Annotated in this window: 14 protein-coding genes; 7 read left to right on the forward strand and 7 right to left on the reverse strand. The window is 64.4% G+C overall.

The features are described 5' to 3' along the window. Positions 1-103 precede the first annotated feature (103 nt). The 3 genes from F812_RS0120480 to F812_RS0120490 all read left to right on the forward strand — a co-directional run bounded on the left by F812_RS0120480 (position 104) and on the right by F812_RS0120490 (position 3,201). Positions 104-1,024, forward strand: a complete 921-nt coding sequence (locus F812_RS0120480) for a LysR family transcriptional regulator (protein ID WP_020087854.1) — start codon at positions 104-106, stop codon at positions 1,022-1,024. Positions 1,025-1,328: 304 nt separating this feature from the next. Beyond that, a complete protein-coding gene (locus tag F812_RS0120485; protein ID WP_026868320.1) occupies positions 1,329-2,528 on the forward strand; it encodes an NAD-dependent formate dehydrogenase in 1,200 nt (399 codons plus the stop codon). 148 nt (positions 2,529-2,676) lie between these two features. Beyond that, on the forward strand, positions 2,677-3,201 hold the full coding sequence (locus F812_RS0120490) for an HPP family protein (RefSeq protein WP_020087856.1): 525 nt from the start codon (positions 2,677-2,679) through the stop codon (positions 3,199-3,201). Here F812_RS0120490 and F812_RS0120495 read toward each other — a convergent pair. Further along, positions 3,170-4,162, reverse strand: coding sequence for a PfkB family carbohydrate kinase (locus F812_RS0120495; RefSeq protein ID WP_020087857.1), 993 nt, complete (start codon positions 4,160-4,162; stop codon positions 3,170-3,172). The genes F812_RS0120490 and F812_RS0120495 overlap by 32 nt on opposite strands. Before the next feature lie 158 nt (positions 4,163-4,320). Here F812_RS0120495 and pqqC point away from each other — a divergent pair, with 158 nt between their 5' ends. From pqqC to F812_RS0120510, 3 genes are all read left to right on the forward strand, one after another. Next, positions 4,321-5,091, forward strand: a complete 771-nt coding sequence (gene pqqC, locus F812_RS0120500) for a pyrroloquinoline-quinone synthase PqqC (protein ID WP_020087858.1) — start codon at positions 4,321-4,323, stop codon at positions 5,089-5,091. A 136-nt stretch (positions 5,092-5,227) separates the two neighbouring features. Continuing rightward, positions 5,228-6,388 carry a pyrroloquinoline quinone biosynthesis protein PqqE gene (pqqE, locus tag F812_RS24885; RefSeq protein WP_083929297.1) on the forward strand — a complete coding sequence of 387 codons (1,161 nt, stop codon included), beginning with the start codon at positions 5,228-5,230 and terminating at the stop codon, positions 6,386-6,388. 130 nt (positions 6,389-6,518) lie between these two features. Next, complete coding sequence (locus tag F812_RS0120510) at positions 6,519-6,788, forward strand: hypothetical protein (RefSeq protein WP_020087860.1); 270 nt, start codon at positions 6,519-6,521, stop codon at positions 6,786-6,788. 67 nt (positions 6,789-6,855) lie between these two features. On the opposite strand, the gene F812_RS0120515 is transcribed toward F812_RS0120510, so the two are convergent. The 5 genes from F812_RS0120515 to F812_RS0120535 form a co-directional block, all read right to left on the reverse strand. Continuing rightward, the gene (locus F812_RS0120515; protein ID WP_020087861.1) at positions 6,856-9,306 is read right to left on the reverse strand and encodes a GcvT family protein; all 2,451 of its coding nucleotides are present in this window, start codon (positions 9,304-9,306) and stop codon (positions 6,856-6,858) included. Continuing rightward, entirely contained in the window at positions 9,303-10,205 is a 903-nt protein-coding gene (locus tag F812_RS0120520; RefSeq protein WP_020087862.1) for a choline/ethanolamine kinase family protein, read from the reverse strand. The genes F812_RS0120515 and F812_RS0120520 overlap by 4 nt, the downstream gene beginning before the upstream one ends. Continuing rightward, complete coding sequence (locus F812_RS0120525; RefSeq protein WP_020087863.1) at positions 10,195-12,207, reverse strand: ABC transporter permease; 2,013 nt, start codon at positions 12,205-12,207, stop codon at positions 10,195-10,197. Before F812_RS0120525 ends, F812_RS0120520 begins: the two co-directional genes overlap by 11 nt. Continuing rightward, positions 12,204-13,232, reverse strand: coding sequence for a quaternary amine ABC transporter ATP-binding protein (locus F812_RS0120530; protein ID WP_020087864.1), 1,029 nt, complete (start codon positions 13,230-13,232; stop codon positions 12,204-12,206). Before F812_RS0120530 ends, F812_RS0120525 begins: the two co-directional genes overlap by 4 nt. A 63-nt stretch (positions 13,233-13,295) precedes the next feature. Next, complete coding sequence (locus F812_RS0120535) at positions 13,296-14,246, reverse strand: ABC transporter substrate-binding protein (protein WP_020087865.1); 951 nt, start codon at positions 14,244-14,246, stop codon at positions 13,296-13,298. A gap of 205 nt (positions 14,247-14,451) precedes the next feature. On the opposite strand from F812_RS0120535, the gene F812_RS0120540 reads away from it, so the two are divergent. Then, a complete protein-coding gene (locus F812_RS0120540; RefSeq protein WP_020087866.1) occupies positions 14,452-15,240 on the forward strand; it encodes a DeoR/GlpR family DNA-binding transcription regulator in 789 nt (262 codons plus the stop codon). A gap of 46 nt (positions 15,241-15,286) precedes the next feature. Here F812_RS0120540 and F812_RS0120545 read toward each other — a convergent pair whose 3' ends face one another. Continuing rightward, positions 15,287-16,060 carry an inositol monophosphatase family protein gene (locus F812_RS0120545; protein WP_020087867.1) on the reverse strand — a complete coding sequence of 258 codons (774 nt, stop codon included), beginning with the start codon at positions 16,058-16,060 and terminating at the stop codon, positions 15,287-15,289. Positions 16,061-16,212: the final 152 nt, after the last annotated feature.

Here is a 16,212-nt window from a genome sequence, read left to right on the forward strand (position 1 = left end):
GCATGAACGGCAATCGACCCGCGGCCGATAGTTAATCTCGCCTCGTTATATCCAATGCGTTATATCGAACGCGGGCCGCGGACCAACGACACGGGTATGCACGATGTTCATCCGCCAGATGACTTATCTCCTTGCCCTCGCGCGCGAGAAGCACTTTGCACGCGCCGCCGAGACCTGTCACGTCACGCAATCCACCCTCTCCGCCGGCCTGAAATCCCTCGAGCGCGAGCTTGGCATGACGCTCGTCATCCGCGAGCCCCGCTTCATGGGTCTCACGCCCGAAGGCGAGCGCGTGGCGGAATGGGCCTACCAGATCCTCGCGGACTACGAGAGCCTGAAGCAGGACGTCGGCACCTACCGCGAGGGGCTCAAAGGCACGCTCCGGCTCGGCGTCATTCCGGCTGCCATGCCGACGGTCGCACTCCTCACAGCGCCCTTCTGCGCGAAGCATCCGGGCGTCACCGTCGACATCCAGTCGGTGAGCTCCCTCGCGATCCAGAGCGGTCTCGAAAAATTCGAGCTCGATGCGGGCATCACATATCTCGACAACGAGCCCCTCGCCAACGTGCGCAAGAAAGTGCTTTACCGCGAGCGTTACATCTTCGTGACCAACGTCGCGAACCCGCGTGCGAAGAAACCGGCCATCGGCTGGCGTGAAGCAGTCGACGACAATCTATGCCTGCTGCACGAAGCCATGCAGAACCGCCGCGTTCTGAACAAGCTCGCACAATCGCTCGGCGTCGAGCTTAACCCCACCGTCACCGCCAACTCGTTCCTCGCCGTCTGCTCGCACGTGAGAAGCGGCGAATGGTCGAGCATCATCCCGCATACGTTCGCCTACATCTTCGCGGGCTGCGAGGATCTCGCGCTGATCGATCTCGTCGATCCCGTGCACAGCCAGACCATCGGCCTCGTGACGCTCGACCGCGATCCGCAATCGCCGCTCGCTCATGCGCTCGTGAAATGCGCGGATGGTCTCGACCTTGAACAGATGCTCGGCGGCCTGACGCCTGTCGCAGTTTGATCGACGCCGTCGATCACCCGTCTCACATCATTTGTTTGATCGCGCTCGCGTTGCGTCAGACTGTCCTGCGACCACGACGGAAACACATGCGCCGCAGAGAACGGCCGGTGCTCGAAGTGGCGAGGAAGCGCGAGGAGCGACGCCCGAACGGCCACATCTGGAACCGTTCCAACATTGCCCCTCTTCGATCGTGATCGAAAGGATCGACCGGCACCACGCCGGCCGAAACGCTGCCTCATGGCCGAAAGCCTGCTGCCATCGACCGCCGGCTCTCGATCGACTTGAACCCATGATGGAGATGAAAATGGCAAAGATCGTATGTGTCCTGTACGACGATCCCGTGACCGGTTACCCGAAGACCTACGCCCGTGACGACATTCCGAAAATCACCAAGTACCCTGATGGCCAGACGGCACCCACGCCGAAGGCAATCGACTTCCAGCCCGGCACGCTGCTCGGCAGCGTCTCGGGCGAGCTCGGCCTGCGCAAATACCTCGAGCAGAATGGACACACGCTTGTTGTGACGTCCGACAAGGACGGGGCAAACTCGAAGCTCGACCAGGAACTGCATGACGCGGAAATCGTGATCTCCCAGCCGTTCTGGCCCGCCTACATGACGGCCGAGCGCATCGCCAAGGCTCCCAAGCTCAAGATGATCGTGACGGCTGGCATCGGCTCCGATCACACAGACCTTCAGGCGGCTATGGATCGCGGCATCACCGTCGCCGAGGTCACGTACTGTAATTCGAACAGCGTGGCCGAGCATGTCGTCATGCAGATGCTGTCGCTCGTGCGCAACTACATCCCGTCCTACAACTGGGTGATCAAGGGCGGCTGGAACATCGCCGACTGCGTCGCTCGCTCCTATGACATCGAGGGTATGCACGTCGGAACGGTGGCCGCGGGCCGCATCGGACTTCGCGTTCTGCGTCTCCTGAAGCCTTTCGATGTCCACCTCCACTACATGGACCGCTACAAGCTGCCGGACGCTGTCGAGAAGGAGCTGAACCTCACGCACCACACGAGCCTCGAAAGCCTCACCAAGGTCTGCGACGTCGTCACGCTGAATTGCCCGCTCCACCCCGAGACGGAGCACATGATCAACGAGAAGTCTCTGAAGAACTTCAAGCGCGGCGCGTATCTCGTGAACACGGCACGCGGTAAGCTGTGCGATCGCGATGCCATCGCACGCGCACTGGAAAGCGGCCAGCTTGCAGGCTACGCGGGCGACGTGTGGTTCCCGCAGCCGCCGCCGCAGGATCATCCGTGGCGCTCGATGCCCCATCACGGCATGACGCCCCATATCTCGGGCACCTCGCTCTCGGCGCAAACGCGTTATGCGGCAGGCACCCGCGAGATTCTGGAGTGCTATTTCGAGGGAAGGCCGATCCGCAACGAGTACCTGGTCGTCCAGGGCGGCAAGCTCGCAGGCGTCGGCGCCCACTCCTACAGCGCCGGAAACGCCACCGGCGGCTCGGAGGAAGCAGCAAAGTTCAAACGCTGATCCACGATCTGCATCGTCCGGGAGGGGCGCGCCGCTGCACCTCTCCCGGGCGTGAAAGCGGACGGAGAATGCTGAGAGCCGCCCTGCAGGCCCGCCGCATCTCCGTCTCGCCTCCTCCTGGCAGAAACCCCAAACGAGCAGACACATCATGAGCGACCGGCGTCAGCGTGCCTTCCTGGAGGGCACCATCATTCCTGGCATGCGTCGTTTACGCGAGCATCCCTGGCAGACGGCCGCGCTCGCCGGGCTCGGCGGCGCGCTCACCATCGCGCTCCTCGCCACGCTCACCATGTCGGGGGGATACGCACTCCTGATCCCCCCGTTCGGCGCATCGTGCGTGCTCGTGTTCGCGCTGCCTGCTAGTCCCCTCGCCCAGCCGCGCAACGTCATCGGCGGACATCTCGTGACGGCCACCGCCGGCCTCCTCGCCTGCGCCGCGTTCGGCCCGGGCATCGCGGCGGCAAGCCTAGGCGTCGGCCTCGGCATATCCGCAATGGTGCTGACGCGCACCGTCCACCCGCCGGCAGGCGCCAATCCGCTCGTGGTGCTCACCTCGCTCGCGACACCGAGCTTCCTCGTCATGCCCGTGCTCGTCGGAAGCGCGGCGATCGTCGCCTGTGCCGTGCTCTATCACCGCGTCGTCACGGGCCTGAATTATCCGGCGAAACCCTAGGCTCGGACGCATCCGCCATCAGGCCATCCTCGAGAAGCGGGGCGGCGAGTCCCTGCCCTGTCTGCTCCATCAGGAAGGCGTCGAGCTCCGCCGCCGTCGGCAGTCCGAGACGCGCTCCGAGCCGCCGGCATTTCAAGGCAGCGGCGGCGGCAGCGACGCGCGCGCATTCGGCCTCCTCAAATCCCGCTCCCAGCGCATAGGCGAAAGCCCCGTGGAACGTATCTCCCGCGCCCGTGGTGTCTACGACGGGCACCCTGAACCCCGCTTGGACGCCGCTGCCCGCGCGCGACTTCCAGACATATCCGGCCGCACCCCGCGTTACGCCGGCATGACGCACACCAGCCTCGATCAAAGCCGAAAGCCGCGCGTCGTCCGTCGAGCCTTCGACGTGCTTCTCGAATGCGGGAGCCGAGAAGATCGCGAAATCGGCGAGAGGAAGCAGGCGCGCGAGCAGGCTGCCGCCGCCGAGATCTACGTCGAGCACCGTCGGCACACCGAGCGCCCGCGCTTCCATGAAGGCAGCTTCCGTACCTTCCAGCCACGACAGATCGCTCAGAACGGCACTCGACGATCTCACTTGACCAGTCGGCAGCCAGTCCGCCTCCATCGGCATCACGTGATCATCCTCGCTCACCACCAGCCGCTCGCCCCTTCCGTCCACGATGACGGCAGCCGTCGGCGTGATGGCAGCCGAGCAGGAACGAACGGAGGTAACGTCCACTCCCACGCGTTCGAGCGCGCGCTTGACCTTGTCTCCCGTCTCGTCATCGCCCACGCGACCCCAGAACGTCACAGCCCCGCCGAGCCGAGCGACGGCGGCGGCCGCGTTCGCAGCCGAGCCGCCACCCTCCTCCCGATGCTCGAGCGCCCGCACCTTGGTTGGCTTCGGGGGAAAAGCATCGATCCGGTAGACACGGTCGAGGGCCGCGTGGCCGACGACAATGACGGGCTTTACGCGCATGGGCTCAGTCCTCGGCCATCCTGTTCGTCACACGAGCCTTTGAACCACCTGTGATCCCAATCTTGACATGGATCAAGCAAGCAACTCCGGCGCCCGGCAGATTTCCGGAAAAGCGATGCCCATGTCAGCACGCCAACCCCCGGAAAGGTTCCCCAAGGATGAACGAGTTCGTAAGAAAAATCGAAGCTGCCAACGCCCCCTGGTCGCCTGCGGAGTTCGAGGCGCAAATCCGCGCTGTGGGGCCCACCCGCTACCACGATCTGCATCCGTTTCATAAATTGCTCCACGGCGGCAAGCTCAACAAGGGTCAGGTCTCAGCATGGGCGCTGAACCGCTACTGCTATCAGGAAGCGATCCCGCGCAAGGACGCAGCCTTCATGAGCCGCGTCCACGACCGGGAGCTGCGCCGCGAGTGGATCCACCGCATTCACGATCACGACGGCATGCTGCCCGACGAGCAAGGCGGCATCGAGCGCTGGCTCAAGCTCACCGACTGCCTCGGCCTCGATCGCGACTACGTGACGAGCATGCGCGGCGCGCTTCCCGCCACCCGGTTCGCCGTTGAGGCTTACGTGCGGTTCGTCGTCGAGCAGCCGCTCGTCGTCGCGGCCGCCTCCTCGTTGACGGAGCTGTTTGCGCCCTCGATCCACCGCGAGCGCATCGCGGGCATGCTCGCCAACTACGACTTCGTCAACGACGAGGTGATGGCGTACTTCAAGCGCCGTCTCTCTCAGGCCCCGCGTGACGCGACCTTCGCCCTCGAGTTCGTGAAGCAATACGCCAATACGCGTGACCTGCAGGAAGCCTGCGTCAACGCCGTCCGCTTCAAGTGCGACGTGCTCTGGGCGCAGCTCGATGCCCTGCACCACGCCTACGTGGTTGGCCTCATTCCGCCCGGCTGTTATCGGCCTGACGAAGCGCTTGCGTAATCCGCAGCGTCATTCCTCCGTGATCGAAGACCCTTCCGGCTTCGCTGTCCCGCGAAGCCGGGGGCCGGATACGAGTCCGATCGACCAGGACGAACCGCGATGAGGAGAGGACGTCTCAACAGCAAGGACTTGCCCCGTGACTGAGATTGCCGGCACGAGTACCGGAACGCATATCAACACCGCTGAAGCGCCTGCGTGCAGCCGTCCGCTGGCGCCTCTCGGGTTGCTTGCCGAACTCACCTATCGGTGCCCGCTGCAATGTCCCTATTGCTCCAACCCCCTCGAAATGGAACGGGGCGGCGAGCTGAGCGCAGCCGAATGGGATCGCGTGCTGCGCGATGCGGCGGCCCTCGGCGTGCTGCAGGTTCACCTTTCAGGCGGCGAGCCGTGCGCGCGAAAGGACCTGGAGGAGATCCTGACGAGCGCGGTCGAGGCGGGGCTCTACACCAATCTCATCACCTCGGGCGTCACGCTCACCCGCGAGCGGCTTGCCGGATTGGCCGCCCGCGGCCTAGATCACGTGCAGATCTCCATCCAGGACACCGATCCCGAGAAAGCAGATTGGATCTCGGGCTACAAGGGCGGCGCGCCCAAGAAGCGCGAGGTGACCCGCTGGGTGAAGGACCTGGGCCTCCCGCTTACCGTCAACGTCGTCGTTCACCGCCACAACATCGACAACCTCCCCGCCCTCATCGACTACGCTGTAGAGGTGGGTGCGGGCCGCATCGAGATCGCGAACACGCAATATTATGCCTGGGCGCTCAAGAACCGCGCCGCGCTCATTCCCACGCGCGAGCAGTTCTACCGCTCCCTCGACGTCGCCCGCGAGGCCAAGGAACGCCTCAAGGGCATCCTCGTGTTCGACGTGGTCTCGCACGATCACTATGCCGTGCGGCCGAAGCCCTGCATGGGCGGCTGGGGCCGCAACCTCATCGACGTCACGCCCTCGGGCAAGGTACTTCCCTGCCACGCCGCGGAGACGATCCCGGGGCTCGAGATCGACAACGTCCGCAACCGCTCCCTGGCCGACATCTGGCTCAACGGATCGGCCTTCAACAAATACCGGGGAACGGCCTGGATGAAGGAGCCCTGCAAGGGTTGCGACCGCTGCGAGGTCGATTGGGGCGGATGCCGCTGCCAGGCGCTTGCCGTGACAGGAGACGCGGCCAACGCCGACCCGGCCTGCGCGCTTTCCCCGTGGCACGAGGCCTTCGCCGAGATCGCCGAGCGCGAGAGCAAAGCGCCCGCGCCGCCCTTCATCTACCGGCGCATCGGCCAGCCCAGCTCCGTAGCCTGACGATCCCGGGCCGGAAATTCCAGGCCATGTTCCGCGCGTAACAGTTTGGCCCCTCCCCCCATGGCACGAAGGCGTCACGGGGCGGCTTGAGAAAGCCGCCCGCCAAGAGGCCTAATCAGGGGAGCCCCACATGATGTTCCGCTTTGTCGCGATCGTTCTCGCCACCTTGCTCGTCGCCACGCTTCAGATGTCGGCAGCGAACGCGGGCTGCCCCTATCGCGGCTATCAGCCTGACGCCATCGCCGACATCGAGCTCGGCCCTAAGTCAGAGAAGCCGTTGAAAAAAGCGAGCCTCGGCAAGGACGGTCCGGAGAACGAGCTCACGATTGCATCGCGCGAGCAGACCTGCATCCGCTTCGTCGCGGAGACGGGCGCCGCCATCCCTTACGAATGCGCCTGACCGACCGCCCCCGCAAAAGATCCCGTGCGTGCGTAGAGATCGGAGCGGCATTCCCGCTCCGATTTTTTTACGCCTTGATCCGCGCGTTCTCGGGATCGTAGAGCGGCCCGAGCGTCACCTCAGCCGGCACGCGCTCCGTGGCGACCTCGAGCTCGTAGGTGCCGGACAGCACGAATTCCGCGTCCACGCCGGGATCAGGACGGCGCACATAGCCATAGCCGATAGAGCGGTTGACCGTATAGCCGAAGCCGCCGCTCGCGAGCCAGCCGACGCGCTCGCCGTTCCGGTAGATCGTCTCGCGCCCGAGCAGCACGACCGAGGGATCGGTGGTGAAGCCGGCGAGCAGACGAGGCAGAGGCTTCGTCGCCTGCTGGCTCAGCGCATCGCGTCCCTGGAACGGCGTATTGGCCTTGAGCTTGACCGCCCAGCCGAGCCCCGCCACCAGCGGCGAGTGATCCGGTCCGATCTCGGAGCCCCACGCACGGTAGCCCTTTTCGAGGCGGAGAGACTCGATCGCGCGATACCCCGCGTTGGCGATGCCGTGTTTGGCACCTTCCGCCATCAGCGCCTCATAGACCGTGGTCAGAAATTCCACCGGAATGTGCAGCTCCCAGCCAAGCTCACCCACATAGGTCACGCGCAGCGCAATCACCGGCGCTCCCGCGATCTGCACACGGCGGATCTGGCCGAACGGGAAGCCTTTGTTCGAGAAGTCGTCGCTCGAAAGCGCTGCAATCACATCCCGCGACTTCGGACCCATCACCGCCAGCACACCATACGCGGACGTGACGTCGATCAGCCGCGCATCGAGCCCCGCCGGGATCGAGCGCTTGATCCAGTCGAAATCGTGCGTCGCGAACCCCGTGCCGGTGACGATGTAATATTCGTCATAGGCAAGACGCCCCACGGTCAGATCGCACTCGATGCCACCCTTTCCGTTCAGCATCTGCGTATAGACGAGACGACCCGGCGCCTTCGAAACGTCGCTCGCCGCGATCCACGACAGCGCCTGCTCGGCGTCTTCGCCCACCATCATGAACTTCGCAAACGACGTCTGGTCGAACACCGCGACGCGCTCACGCGCAGCCTTGTGCTCGCGGCCTACAGCCTCGAACCAGTTCTGCCGCCCGTAGCTGTAGATGTCGCGCGTCTCCTCGCCCACCTTCGTATCGGCAAACCAGTTCGGACGCTCCCATCCCGTCTTCTCACCGAACACGGCGCCTTGCGCGATCAGCCGGTCATAGAGGGGAGAGCGGCGTAGAGGCCGGCCCGAATGATGCTCCTCGTGCGGCCAGGCCATCGTGTAATGCTTGGCATAGGCTTCCATCGTGCGCGTGCGCACCCAGCCCGTGTCGAGGTGGTTGCGGCCGAAACGGCGGATATCGACCGGCCACAGGTCGTAGGGCGGCTCGCCCTTCGCGACCCATTCCGCAAGCGCCATGCCCGCGCCACCGCCCGCCGCGATGCCGAATGCGTTGAAACCTGCGCCCACATAGATGTTCTTCACTTCCGGCGCTTCGCCAAGGATGAAGTTGCCATCCGGCGTGAAGCTCTCCGGGCCATTGAGGAACTGGCGAATGCCGGCGGTCTCCATCGCAGGCACGCGTCCGGCCGCAAGCTCCAGCAGCGGCTCGAAGTGTTCGAGGTCGTTCTCGAGCAACTGGAAGTCGAAGGGATCCGGAATACCGTTCTCCGCCCACGGCTTTGGATTGGGCTCGTAGCCGCCCATCACGAGACCGCCCACTTCCTCTTTCCAGTACGTGAGCCGGTCCGGATCGCGCAACGTCGGCAGCGAGGCCGTCACGCCGTCGATCTTCTCCGTGATCAGGTATTGATGCTGCATCGAGACGAGCGGAATGTTGACGCCCGCCAGCTTACCCACCGCCCGCGACCACTGCCCGGCGCAAATGACGAGCTTCTCGCACTCCACCCGGCCCTGGTCCGTCACGACCGCACGAACCTTGCCACGCTCCGTCTCGATAGCCGTGACGCGCACGCCTTCCCGGATCGTCACGCCGCCCTGCCGCGCACCCTTCGCGAGCGACATCGTGATGTCCGAGGGAGAGGCCTGCCCGTCTGTCGGCAGGAAGGCAGCGCCGACCACGTCGTCGACTTGCATCAGCGGCCAAAGCTCCTGCGCCTCCTTGGGAGTGAGGAGATGCATGTCGAGGCCGAACGACTTGGCCGTCGTCGCCTGCCGCTTCACCTCGATCCAGCGCTCGGAATTGCAGGCGAGTCTCAGACCGCCATTGCGCTTCCAGCCTGTGGCGAGACCCGTTTCCGCTTCGAGCCTGTCGTAGAGCGCCACCGAGTAGCCGAGAAGCTGCGTGATGTTCGCGCTGGTCCGAAGCTGACCGACGAGCCCCGCAGCATGCCACGTCGAGCCCGAGGTGAGCTTGGCACGCTCGATGAGCAGCACGTCCTTCATGCCCATCTGCCCGAGGTGATAGGCTGTGGAGCATCCGACGATGCCACCGCCGATGATGACGATCTTCGCTGAGGTCGGCAACGCGCTCATGGGGACTCCAGTGTCTCGTAGTGGTTATAGGAGGTTTCGAAACGGGCGAGATTTTCCGCGGTGTAGGCGGCGTAGTCGAAATCGACGGAGGAATGGATCTCCGACACCATGGCCCACAGCGTTTCGCGCAGAAGAGATGCCGCGGTCATGGCAGCGGCCTGCCGGCGCAGAAGCGCGTCGATCGGCCGGCCGAAATAGGAGGCGAGAAGTGCTTCCGAAAGATCGGCCGGCATCTCGCTGTTGGAGGCGAGGCCGCCGAGGTCGAACAGCGGAGAGTTGAAGCCCGCATATTCCCAGTCGAGCAGCCAAAGGCGTGCCCCATCGTCAAGAATGTTCGCGGCCAGGAGATCGTTGTGTCCGAACACGACGTCGATCTGCCCCACGGCCTTTTCGAGCCGCTCCGCCCGCGCCAGCAGATCCGGCAACAGACCAGCGTGCGGGCTTCCGCCCTCGCATAGCGTGTGGCCATAGTCGCGGATCACATGAAACGGCCAGAACATCGGCGCCGGCCCTCGCAGGTGCAGCGCCACGTCGCGATGGCAGCGGCGGATGAGATCGACGAGCCTCTCGAGGTTTGCCGGATTACGCACATCCTCGGGCTGAAACGTCCGGCCTTCGATGAACTCGATCACCATGATGCCGGGCTCGGCGTGAACGACGGCCGGGCTGATGCCCGCCGCATGAGCCGCCCGAGTCGCCGCCAGCTCGCTCGCGCGCACGACGCCATGGGCGAGAATGTCCCCGCCCGTTCGCACCACGTAGCGCCGCCCGCGATCCCGCACCACGAAGTTCTTGTTGGTAATGCCCCCGAGCAGCGGCTCCGGATCGACGGTTCCGAACCAGATATCGAGCTTCGACACTCTGACGATGAGCGGATCGTCGATGACCTCATGCGGCATCGCCACCTCCGCTTCGTTGCGCGGCGAGCCGCGCCGCGCCCGCGTTGATCAACCGGTCGGCGACGATAGCGATGGCCGCCACGCAAAGCCCCGCAACGAGCCCCTTGCCCGTATCCGCCTTGGTGAGCGCCATGTACACCTGCTGGCCCAGATCGCGCGTGCCCACCAGCGCCGTGATGACCAGCATGGAGAGAGCGAGCATCACGGTCTGATTGATGCCGAGAAGAATGGTCGGAAGCGCCACGGGAAGCTGGATGCGCGTCAGGCTCTGGCGCGGCGTGCAGCCCATCGAGGTGCCGGCCTCGATCAACATCGGGGGAACCTGCCGGATTCCGTGCGCCGCGTAGCGAACCGAGGGCGCCAGCGCATAGAGGATGATCGCGAGCATCGCCGTGAAGTCGCCGACGCGGAACAGCATGACGGCCGGGATGAGGTAGACGAAGCTCGGCAGCGTCTGCAGCGTGTCGATCACCGGCTCGATCACGCGCCACGCCCTAGGAGAGAGACCGGCGTAGATGCCGATGGGAATGCCGATCAGCGCCGCGAACAGCACGGAAAGCCCGCAGAGATACACGGTCATCATCGTGATCTCCCACTGCCCATTGAGAACCGGGAACAGGGCGAGAGACACGACGAGAACAGCGAGGCGCACGCCGCCGAGCCGCCATCCCGCATAGCCGAGCGCCGCCGCAACCAGCGGCCAAGGCTGGGCCATCATGAAGCGCTTCACGGGCAGCAGCAGGTTGAGAAGGAAGAACGTCTTCACCGCATCGAACGCGTCGAAAAAGTTGACGTTGATCCAGCGCACCGCTTCCGACCACCACGGCGCCGTCGAGATCTGGAGCGCCTCCGGATAAGTAGCGACGAACGGCACGAACAGGCCCAGCACATAGGTCACCGCGACGAATGCCACGAGCGCGAGCAGGAACGGCTTCAGGTCCCCTTCCGCACCGCGCTTGCGCGCCCCATCGGCGTAGGCCTGGCTCAGACGGTCGAGCGCGATGGCCAGCACCACGATGGCAAGGCCCGATTCCAGCCCGCGCCCGATATCGAGGCGCCGAAGGCTCGTCAGAACGTCGAACCCGAGACCGCCCGCGCCGATCATCGACGCAATGATCACCATGTTGAGCGACAGCATGATCACCTGGTTCACGCCCACCAGAAGCTGTGGGCGCGCGGCCGGCAGCATGACTTTCATGATCATCTGCCTCGGCGTGGTTCCGGCCATGGTGCCGTATTCCACGATCTCGCGCGGCACGCCTTCGAGGGCGGCCATCGTCACGCGCACCATCGGCGGCAGCGCGTAGATGATGGTGGCGATCATTGCGGCCACAGGGCCGAAGCCGAACAGGAACAGGATCGGAATGAGGTAGGCGAACGTCGATACCGTCTGCATGAGATCGAGAACCGGCGTGATGAAGCGCCGGAACGCCGGAACGCGATAGCCGATGACGCCTGTGACCAAGCCCGCCGCAACACCGAGCGGCGCCGCAACGACGATGGAGGAGAGCGTCAGCATTGCGCTCTCCCACTGACCGAACACGGCGAGATAGAGGAACGCGCCACCCGCGAGCGCCGCGAGACGCCATCCGCCGAAGCGATAGCCCAGCGCAGAGACGACACCGACCACCGCGATCCACGGCAGCGGCGGCGCAAGCTGAACCGCAGCCGATCCGCGTCCTTCGCGCAATCCCGTCGAAAGGATGGAGGTCGCGATGTCGAGCGGAACGTTCAGCACTTGCGCGAACCCGCGCGTCATCTCCTTGAACGTGAAGAGACCGAAGCTCGCATCCTCCACGAGCCACTTGAGAACAGCCGAGACCGCCGTATCGAGACCGATCCGGAACCGCGGCGGCAGCTCCGTCATCCACGCGGGCAGCACGCCGTCGGGAAGAAAGAAGGCAATCAGCGCCAGCACCGCAAACGCCAGGATCGCGACGGTGTCGGGTCCGAGCCGCGTCGTCGAGGGGCTTATCTTCGTCTCGACGGCGGCCACTGTCATGCCCGCTCCCAGGCGCTGACCAGCACGGACATCACCGCCCGCCGGTCAACCACGCCGATCTGCTGACCGGATTCATCAGCCACCCCGAACGGAAGCTCGGAGGAATCCACGCGCGCCGCAAACTCGCGCACCTTGCTGGCAGCCGGAATGAGCCCCGCGATAGCCTCGCCCGCCTTGGGCGCCCGCATGATCGCACGCGCGGAGAAGATCTTGCTGCGTGGCGCATCGCGGGTGAACTCCGCCACATAGTCGTCGGCCGGGGAGCGCACCAGATCCTCCGGCGTGCCCACCTGCACAACGCGGCCTTCCCGCATGATAGCGATGCGATCGCCGACGCGAACCGCCTCCTCGAAATCGTGCGTGATGAAGACGATGGTTTTGTGCAGCGCGTCCTGCAGACGCATGAACTCGTTCTGCATCTCGCGGCGGATCAGCGGATCGAGCGCGGAGAACGGCTCGTCGAGAAACCACACGTCGGGATTGGTGATCAGCGAGCGGGCGATGCCCACCCGCTGCTGTTGCCCGCCCGAAAGCTGATACGGCAGGTAGTTCTCGCGCCCCTGGAGGCCGACCAGCTCGATCATCTCACGGGCGGGCTTCTCGCGCTCGCGGCGGCCCACACCGCGGATTTCGAGCGGAAATGCTACGTTGTCGAGAACACTGAGGTGCGGCAGCAGGGCAAAGTGCTGGAACACCATGCCCATCTTGTGCCGCCTGAGCTCGATGAGATCCTCGGGCGAAGCCTTGAGCAGGTCCACGCCCTCGAAGATCACCTCCCCGCTCGTCGGCTCGATCAGGCGCGAGAGGCACCTGACCAGCGTCGACTTGCCAGATCCCGACAGCCCCATGATGACGAAAATCTCACCGCGCTCGATGGTGAGCGAGGCGTCCGCCACCGCCGTCACCTGCCCCGCCGACTTGAGCGCGGCTTCTGAAGGTGACGGCCCATGCTTCTCCATGAAGCGTTCCGGCTCCGGGCCGTAGAGCTTCCAGAGGTTGCGGCAAACGAGAGTGGCGTTCGTCATGTCATGGACCTGCCGACATCATGCCAAGGCATCGGACTCGAAAGTGCCGAACGGAATCGCGGGTCAGCCGCCGATCCACTTTTTCCAGCGTGCCTCGTTGGTCTTCATCCACTCTGCGACGACGTCGTCGAGCTTCTTGCCGTCGAGATCGATCTCGCCGACAAGCTTGCCCATCTCCTCATTGTTCAGCTCGAAACCTTTGATCGCAGTGTAGGCAGACGGCCACTTGTCCTTGAGACCGGCCCATGCCGCTTTCCAGATGGCTCCGCGCGGCTTGCCGCAATCGTAAGCCTTCTCCTTGTTGATGCCCCAGGAAGGATCGCTGTAGCAGGCGGGCTCATACTTCGGGAACTCGACCCACTCGCCCTTGTATTTGATCGGCGCCCAGTGCGGCGCGTAAACCCACAGCACCACCGGCGCCTGCCGCTGATAAGCGGACTCGAGCTCTGCGAAGAGCGCCGCATCGGTTCCCGCGTGCACCACCTCGAACGGCAGGTCGAGCGCCTCGACACGCTCATCGTCGAAGCCGCCCCACGTCGCAGGCGCGCCCACATAGCGGCCCTTCGGAGCGGTCTCGGGCGTGCTGAACGCCTTGGCGCACTCCTTGAGCGCCTTCCAGTCCGGCAGCCCCGGACACTTCTCTTTCATGTAGAGCGGATACCACCACTCCTCGATCGCGAGCATTCCCGTTTCGCCGAGGTTCTCGACCTGCTTGGTGGCAACCGCTTCCTCGAGCGCTTCCTTTCCGGTCGTCGCCCAGATTTCCATGGCCACATGCACGTCGCCCGTCTTGAGACCGGCAAACTGCGCGAGATAGTCGGCCTGCACGTATTCGATGTTGAGCCCCGCCTTTTTCAGCACCTCTCCCATGATGTGGGCGCTGACGAGCTGCCCGGTCCAGTCATGCAGGGTGAGCTTGATGGGGTCTTTGGAATCCGCCGCCAACGCGGGCGACGATAAGCCCAAGGCGAGCGCAAGTGCCGCGAGCGCGGTCGAGGAGCGATGCATCACCATTTTTCTCCCGTTTGTCTTGTGATCCAACATGAGGAACCGACTGTTCGAGCGCGAAATGGCTGCCGCGGTGTACCTCACTCGAGCCACAAAGCGCGTTTTTTGAGCGTCGCGCGAAAAGCCACAAAATGTCAATAAACAATCCATATCTTTATTGCCTTTTGTGTGATTTTGCCCAAAACTGGAGCAAAGTGTCGGAGATATATCCATGAATTTCCCCACGCGTTGGCAGAGCGCAATTCTCGATGCGCTTCGCGTGACCGGCCGGGAGTCGATCGCCTCGCTCGCCGAACGGCTCCACGTGTCCGACGAGACGGTGCGCCGCCATGTGAAGGACCTCGTCGAGCAGGGTGCGGTGCACCGCGTGCACGGCGGCGTCATTCTCGTGGGCGCTCTTGCCGAGCCGCCCTTTTCGCGCCGCATCAAGGAGCGCGTCGCCGCCAAGCGCGCCATCGCGCGCACCGTCGCCGAGCAGGTGGCGGATGGAATGACGCTCCTCATCGATTCCGGCTCGACGACCACTTACGTCGCCCAGGCCCTCCTGCAAAAGAACGGCCTCACCGTCGTCACCAATTCGCTCGAGATCGCGCGCACTCTGGTCGGCCGCGGAGATTGCGCGGTGCACTTGGCAGGCGGCGCGCTGCGCGCCGACATCGGCGCAACTGTGGGCTACGAGGCTCTGGAGCTGATCCGTGAGTTCCGTGGCGACCTCGCCATCCTCTCCATCGGCGCCATCGATCCCAAGGACGGCTACATGGACTTCGACATCGACGAAGCCCGCGTCGCTCGCACCATGATCGACCGCGCGGACCGCGTGGTCATCGCGGCCGATGCCTGGAAATTCACCGCCAAGGCCCGCGTGCGTGTCTGCAACTTCGAGCCAATCTCTCTCCTGGTGTCGGACGCCATGCCGCCCGCCCCGCTCCGCCAGCAGTTCGAAGCAGCCGGTACGGAGATCGTCGTCGCGCCAGCCGAAACCACGGCCGAACCCGCCTGACGCAGCGAGGAATCCCTAATTAAAATAGGAGAATAAAGCCTTTGAATCAGGCCGTTCCGGCCAACTCCCTGAGCGCCCGATCATGCAGCGCGGCGCTGGCGGAGGCGACCACGCGCCCATCCGAATGAAGCCCGAGCGGGCGGCCCTCCCAATCGGTGATGCGCCCGCCCGCGCCTTCCACGACGGGCACCAGCGCCACGAAATCGTAAGGCATCAGCGAGGCTTCCACCACGAGATCGCAGTGCCCGGACGCGAGCAGCCCGTACTGATAGCAATCTCCGCCAAACCGCCGGATCGCAGCCCGGCGGCTCAGACGATCGTACGCCTCCCAGTCCGCGGGAGAGAAGATGTCCGGCGACGCCGTATAGATGCGGGCGTCCTCGATGGCGAGGCAGCCGCTCACGCGGCACGGGTTTCCGCCGAAGGCCGTAACACCACGTGACGCCGACCACCGCTCGCAGAGCGCCGGCATTTCGATAATGCCGAGCTGTGGCACGCCCTCCTCCACGAAGGCGATCAGCATGCCGAACAGCGGCATGCCCGTGATGAAGCTCTTGGTGCCGTCGATGGGATCCAGCACCCAGAGCTGTGCATCGCCCGCGAGGCGTCCCATCTCCTCACCCAGGATTCCGTGACCGGGGTAACGCTCCTCGATCGCAACCCGCATGGCGAGCTCGATCGCGCGGTCGGCAGCCGTGACCGGACTGTCGTCCGCCTTTCGCTCGAATTGCGTGGTCGACCGGAAATGCTCACGCGCCAGATCCCGCGCGACGTCCGCGAGCGCTTCGGCAAAATTGGAAATCTCAACCGCTTCGCTCATCGCAAAACCTACTCATTGCTGCATTTGCACATGGCTATTTCGCATTGCCGCGAACACCCACGAATTACCACAAGTTTTCAGATAACCCAAAGTCATTCACATTTAAAACCAACATATTCGTTGACTTGAGTGGATATCAGAGACCATTCTCC

Origin of the sequence: Hyphomicrobium zavarzinii ATCC 27496, from assembly GCF_000383415.1 — a bacterium.
Lineage (GTDB): Bacteria > Pseudomonadota > Alphaproteobacteria > Rhizobiales > Hyphomicrobiaceae > Hyphomicrobium_C > Hyphomicrobium_C zavarzinii.

Bases quoted from the DNA above. Each gene is read 5' to 3' on its own strand.
- F812_RS0120480 (WP_020087854.1), top strand. From the start codon at position 104: ATGTTCATCCGCCAGATGACTTATCTCCTTGCCCTCGCGCGCGAGAAG.
- F812_RS0120485 (WP_026868320.1), top strand. From the start codon at position 1,329: ATGGCAAAGATCGTATGTGTCCTGTACGACGATCCCGTGACCGGTTAC.
- F812_RS0120490 (WP_020087856.1), top strand. From the start codon at position 2,677: ATGAGCGACCGGCGTCAGCGTGCCTTCCTGGAGGGCACCATCATTCCT.
- F812_RS0120495 (WP_020087857.1), bottom strand. From the start codon at position 4,162: ATGCGCGTAAAGCCCGTCATTGTCGTCGGCCACGCGGCCCTCGACCGT.
- pqqC (WP_020087858.1), top strand. From the start codon at position 4,321: ATGAACGAGTTCGTAAGAAAAATCGAAGCTGCCAACGCCCCCTGGTCG.
- F812_RS0120510 (WP_020087860.1), top strand. From the start codon at position 6,519: ATGATGTTCCGCTTTGTCGCGATCGTTCTCGCCACCTTGCTCGTCGCC.
- F812_RS0120515 (WP_020087861.1), bottom strand. From the start codon at position 9,306: ATGAGCGCGTTGCCGACCTCAGCGAAGATCGTCATCATCGGCGGTGGC.
- F812_RS0120520 (WP_020087862.1), bottom strand. From the start codon at position 10,205: ATGCCGCATGAGGTCATCGACGATCCGCTCATCGTCAGAGTGTCGAAG.
- F812_RS0120525 (WP_020087863.1), bottom strand. From the start codon at position 12,207: ATGACAGTGGCCGCCGTCGAGACGAAGATAAGCCCCTCGACGACGCGG.
- F812_RS0120530 (WP_020087864.1), bottom strand. From the start codon at position 13,232: ATGACGAACGCCACTCTCGTTTGCCGCAACCTCTGGAAGCTCTACGGC.
- F812_RS0120535 (WP_020087865.1), bottom strand. From the start codon at position 14,246: ATGGTGATGCATCGCTCCTCGACCGCGCTCGCGGCACTTGCGCTCGCC.
- F812_RS0120540 (WP_020087866.1), top strand. From the start codon at position 14,452: ATGAATTTCCCCACGCGTTGGCAGAGCGCAATTCTCGATGCGCTTCGC.
- F812_RS0120545 (WP_020087867.1), bottom strand. From the start codon at position 16,060: ATGAGCGAAGCGGTTGAGATTTCCAATTTTGCCGAAGCGCTCGCGGAC.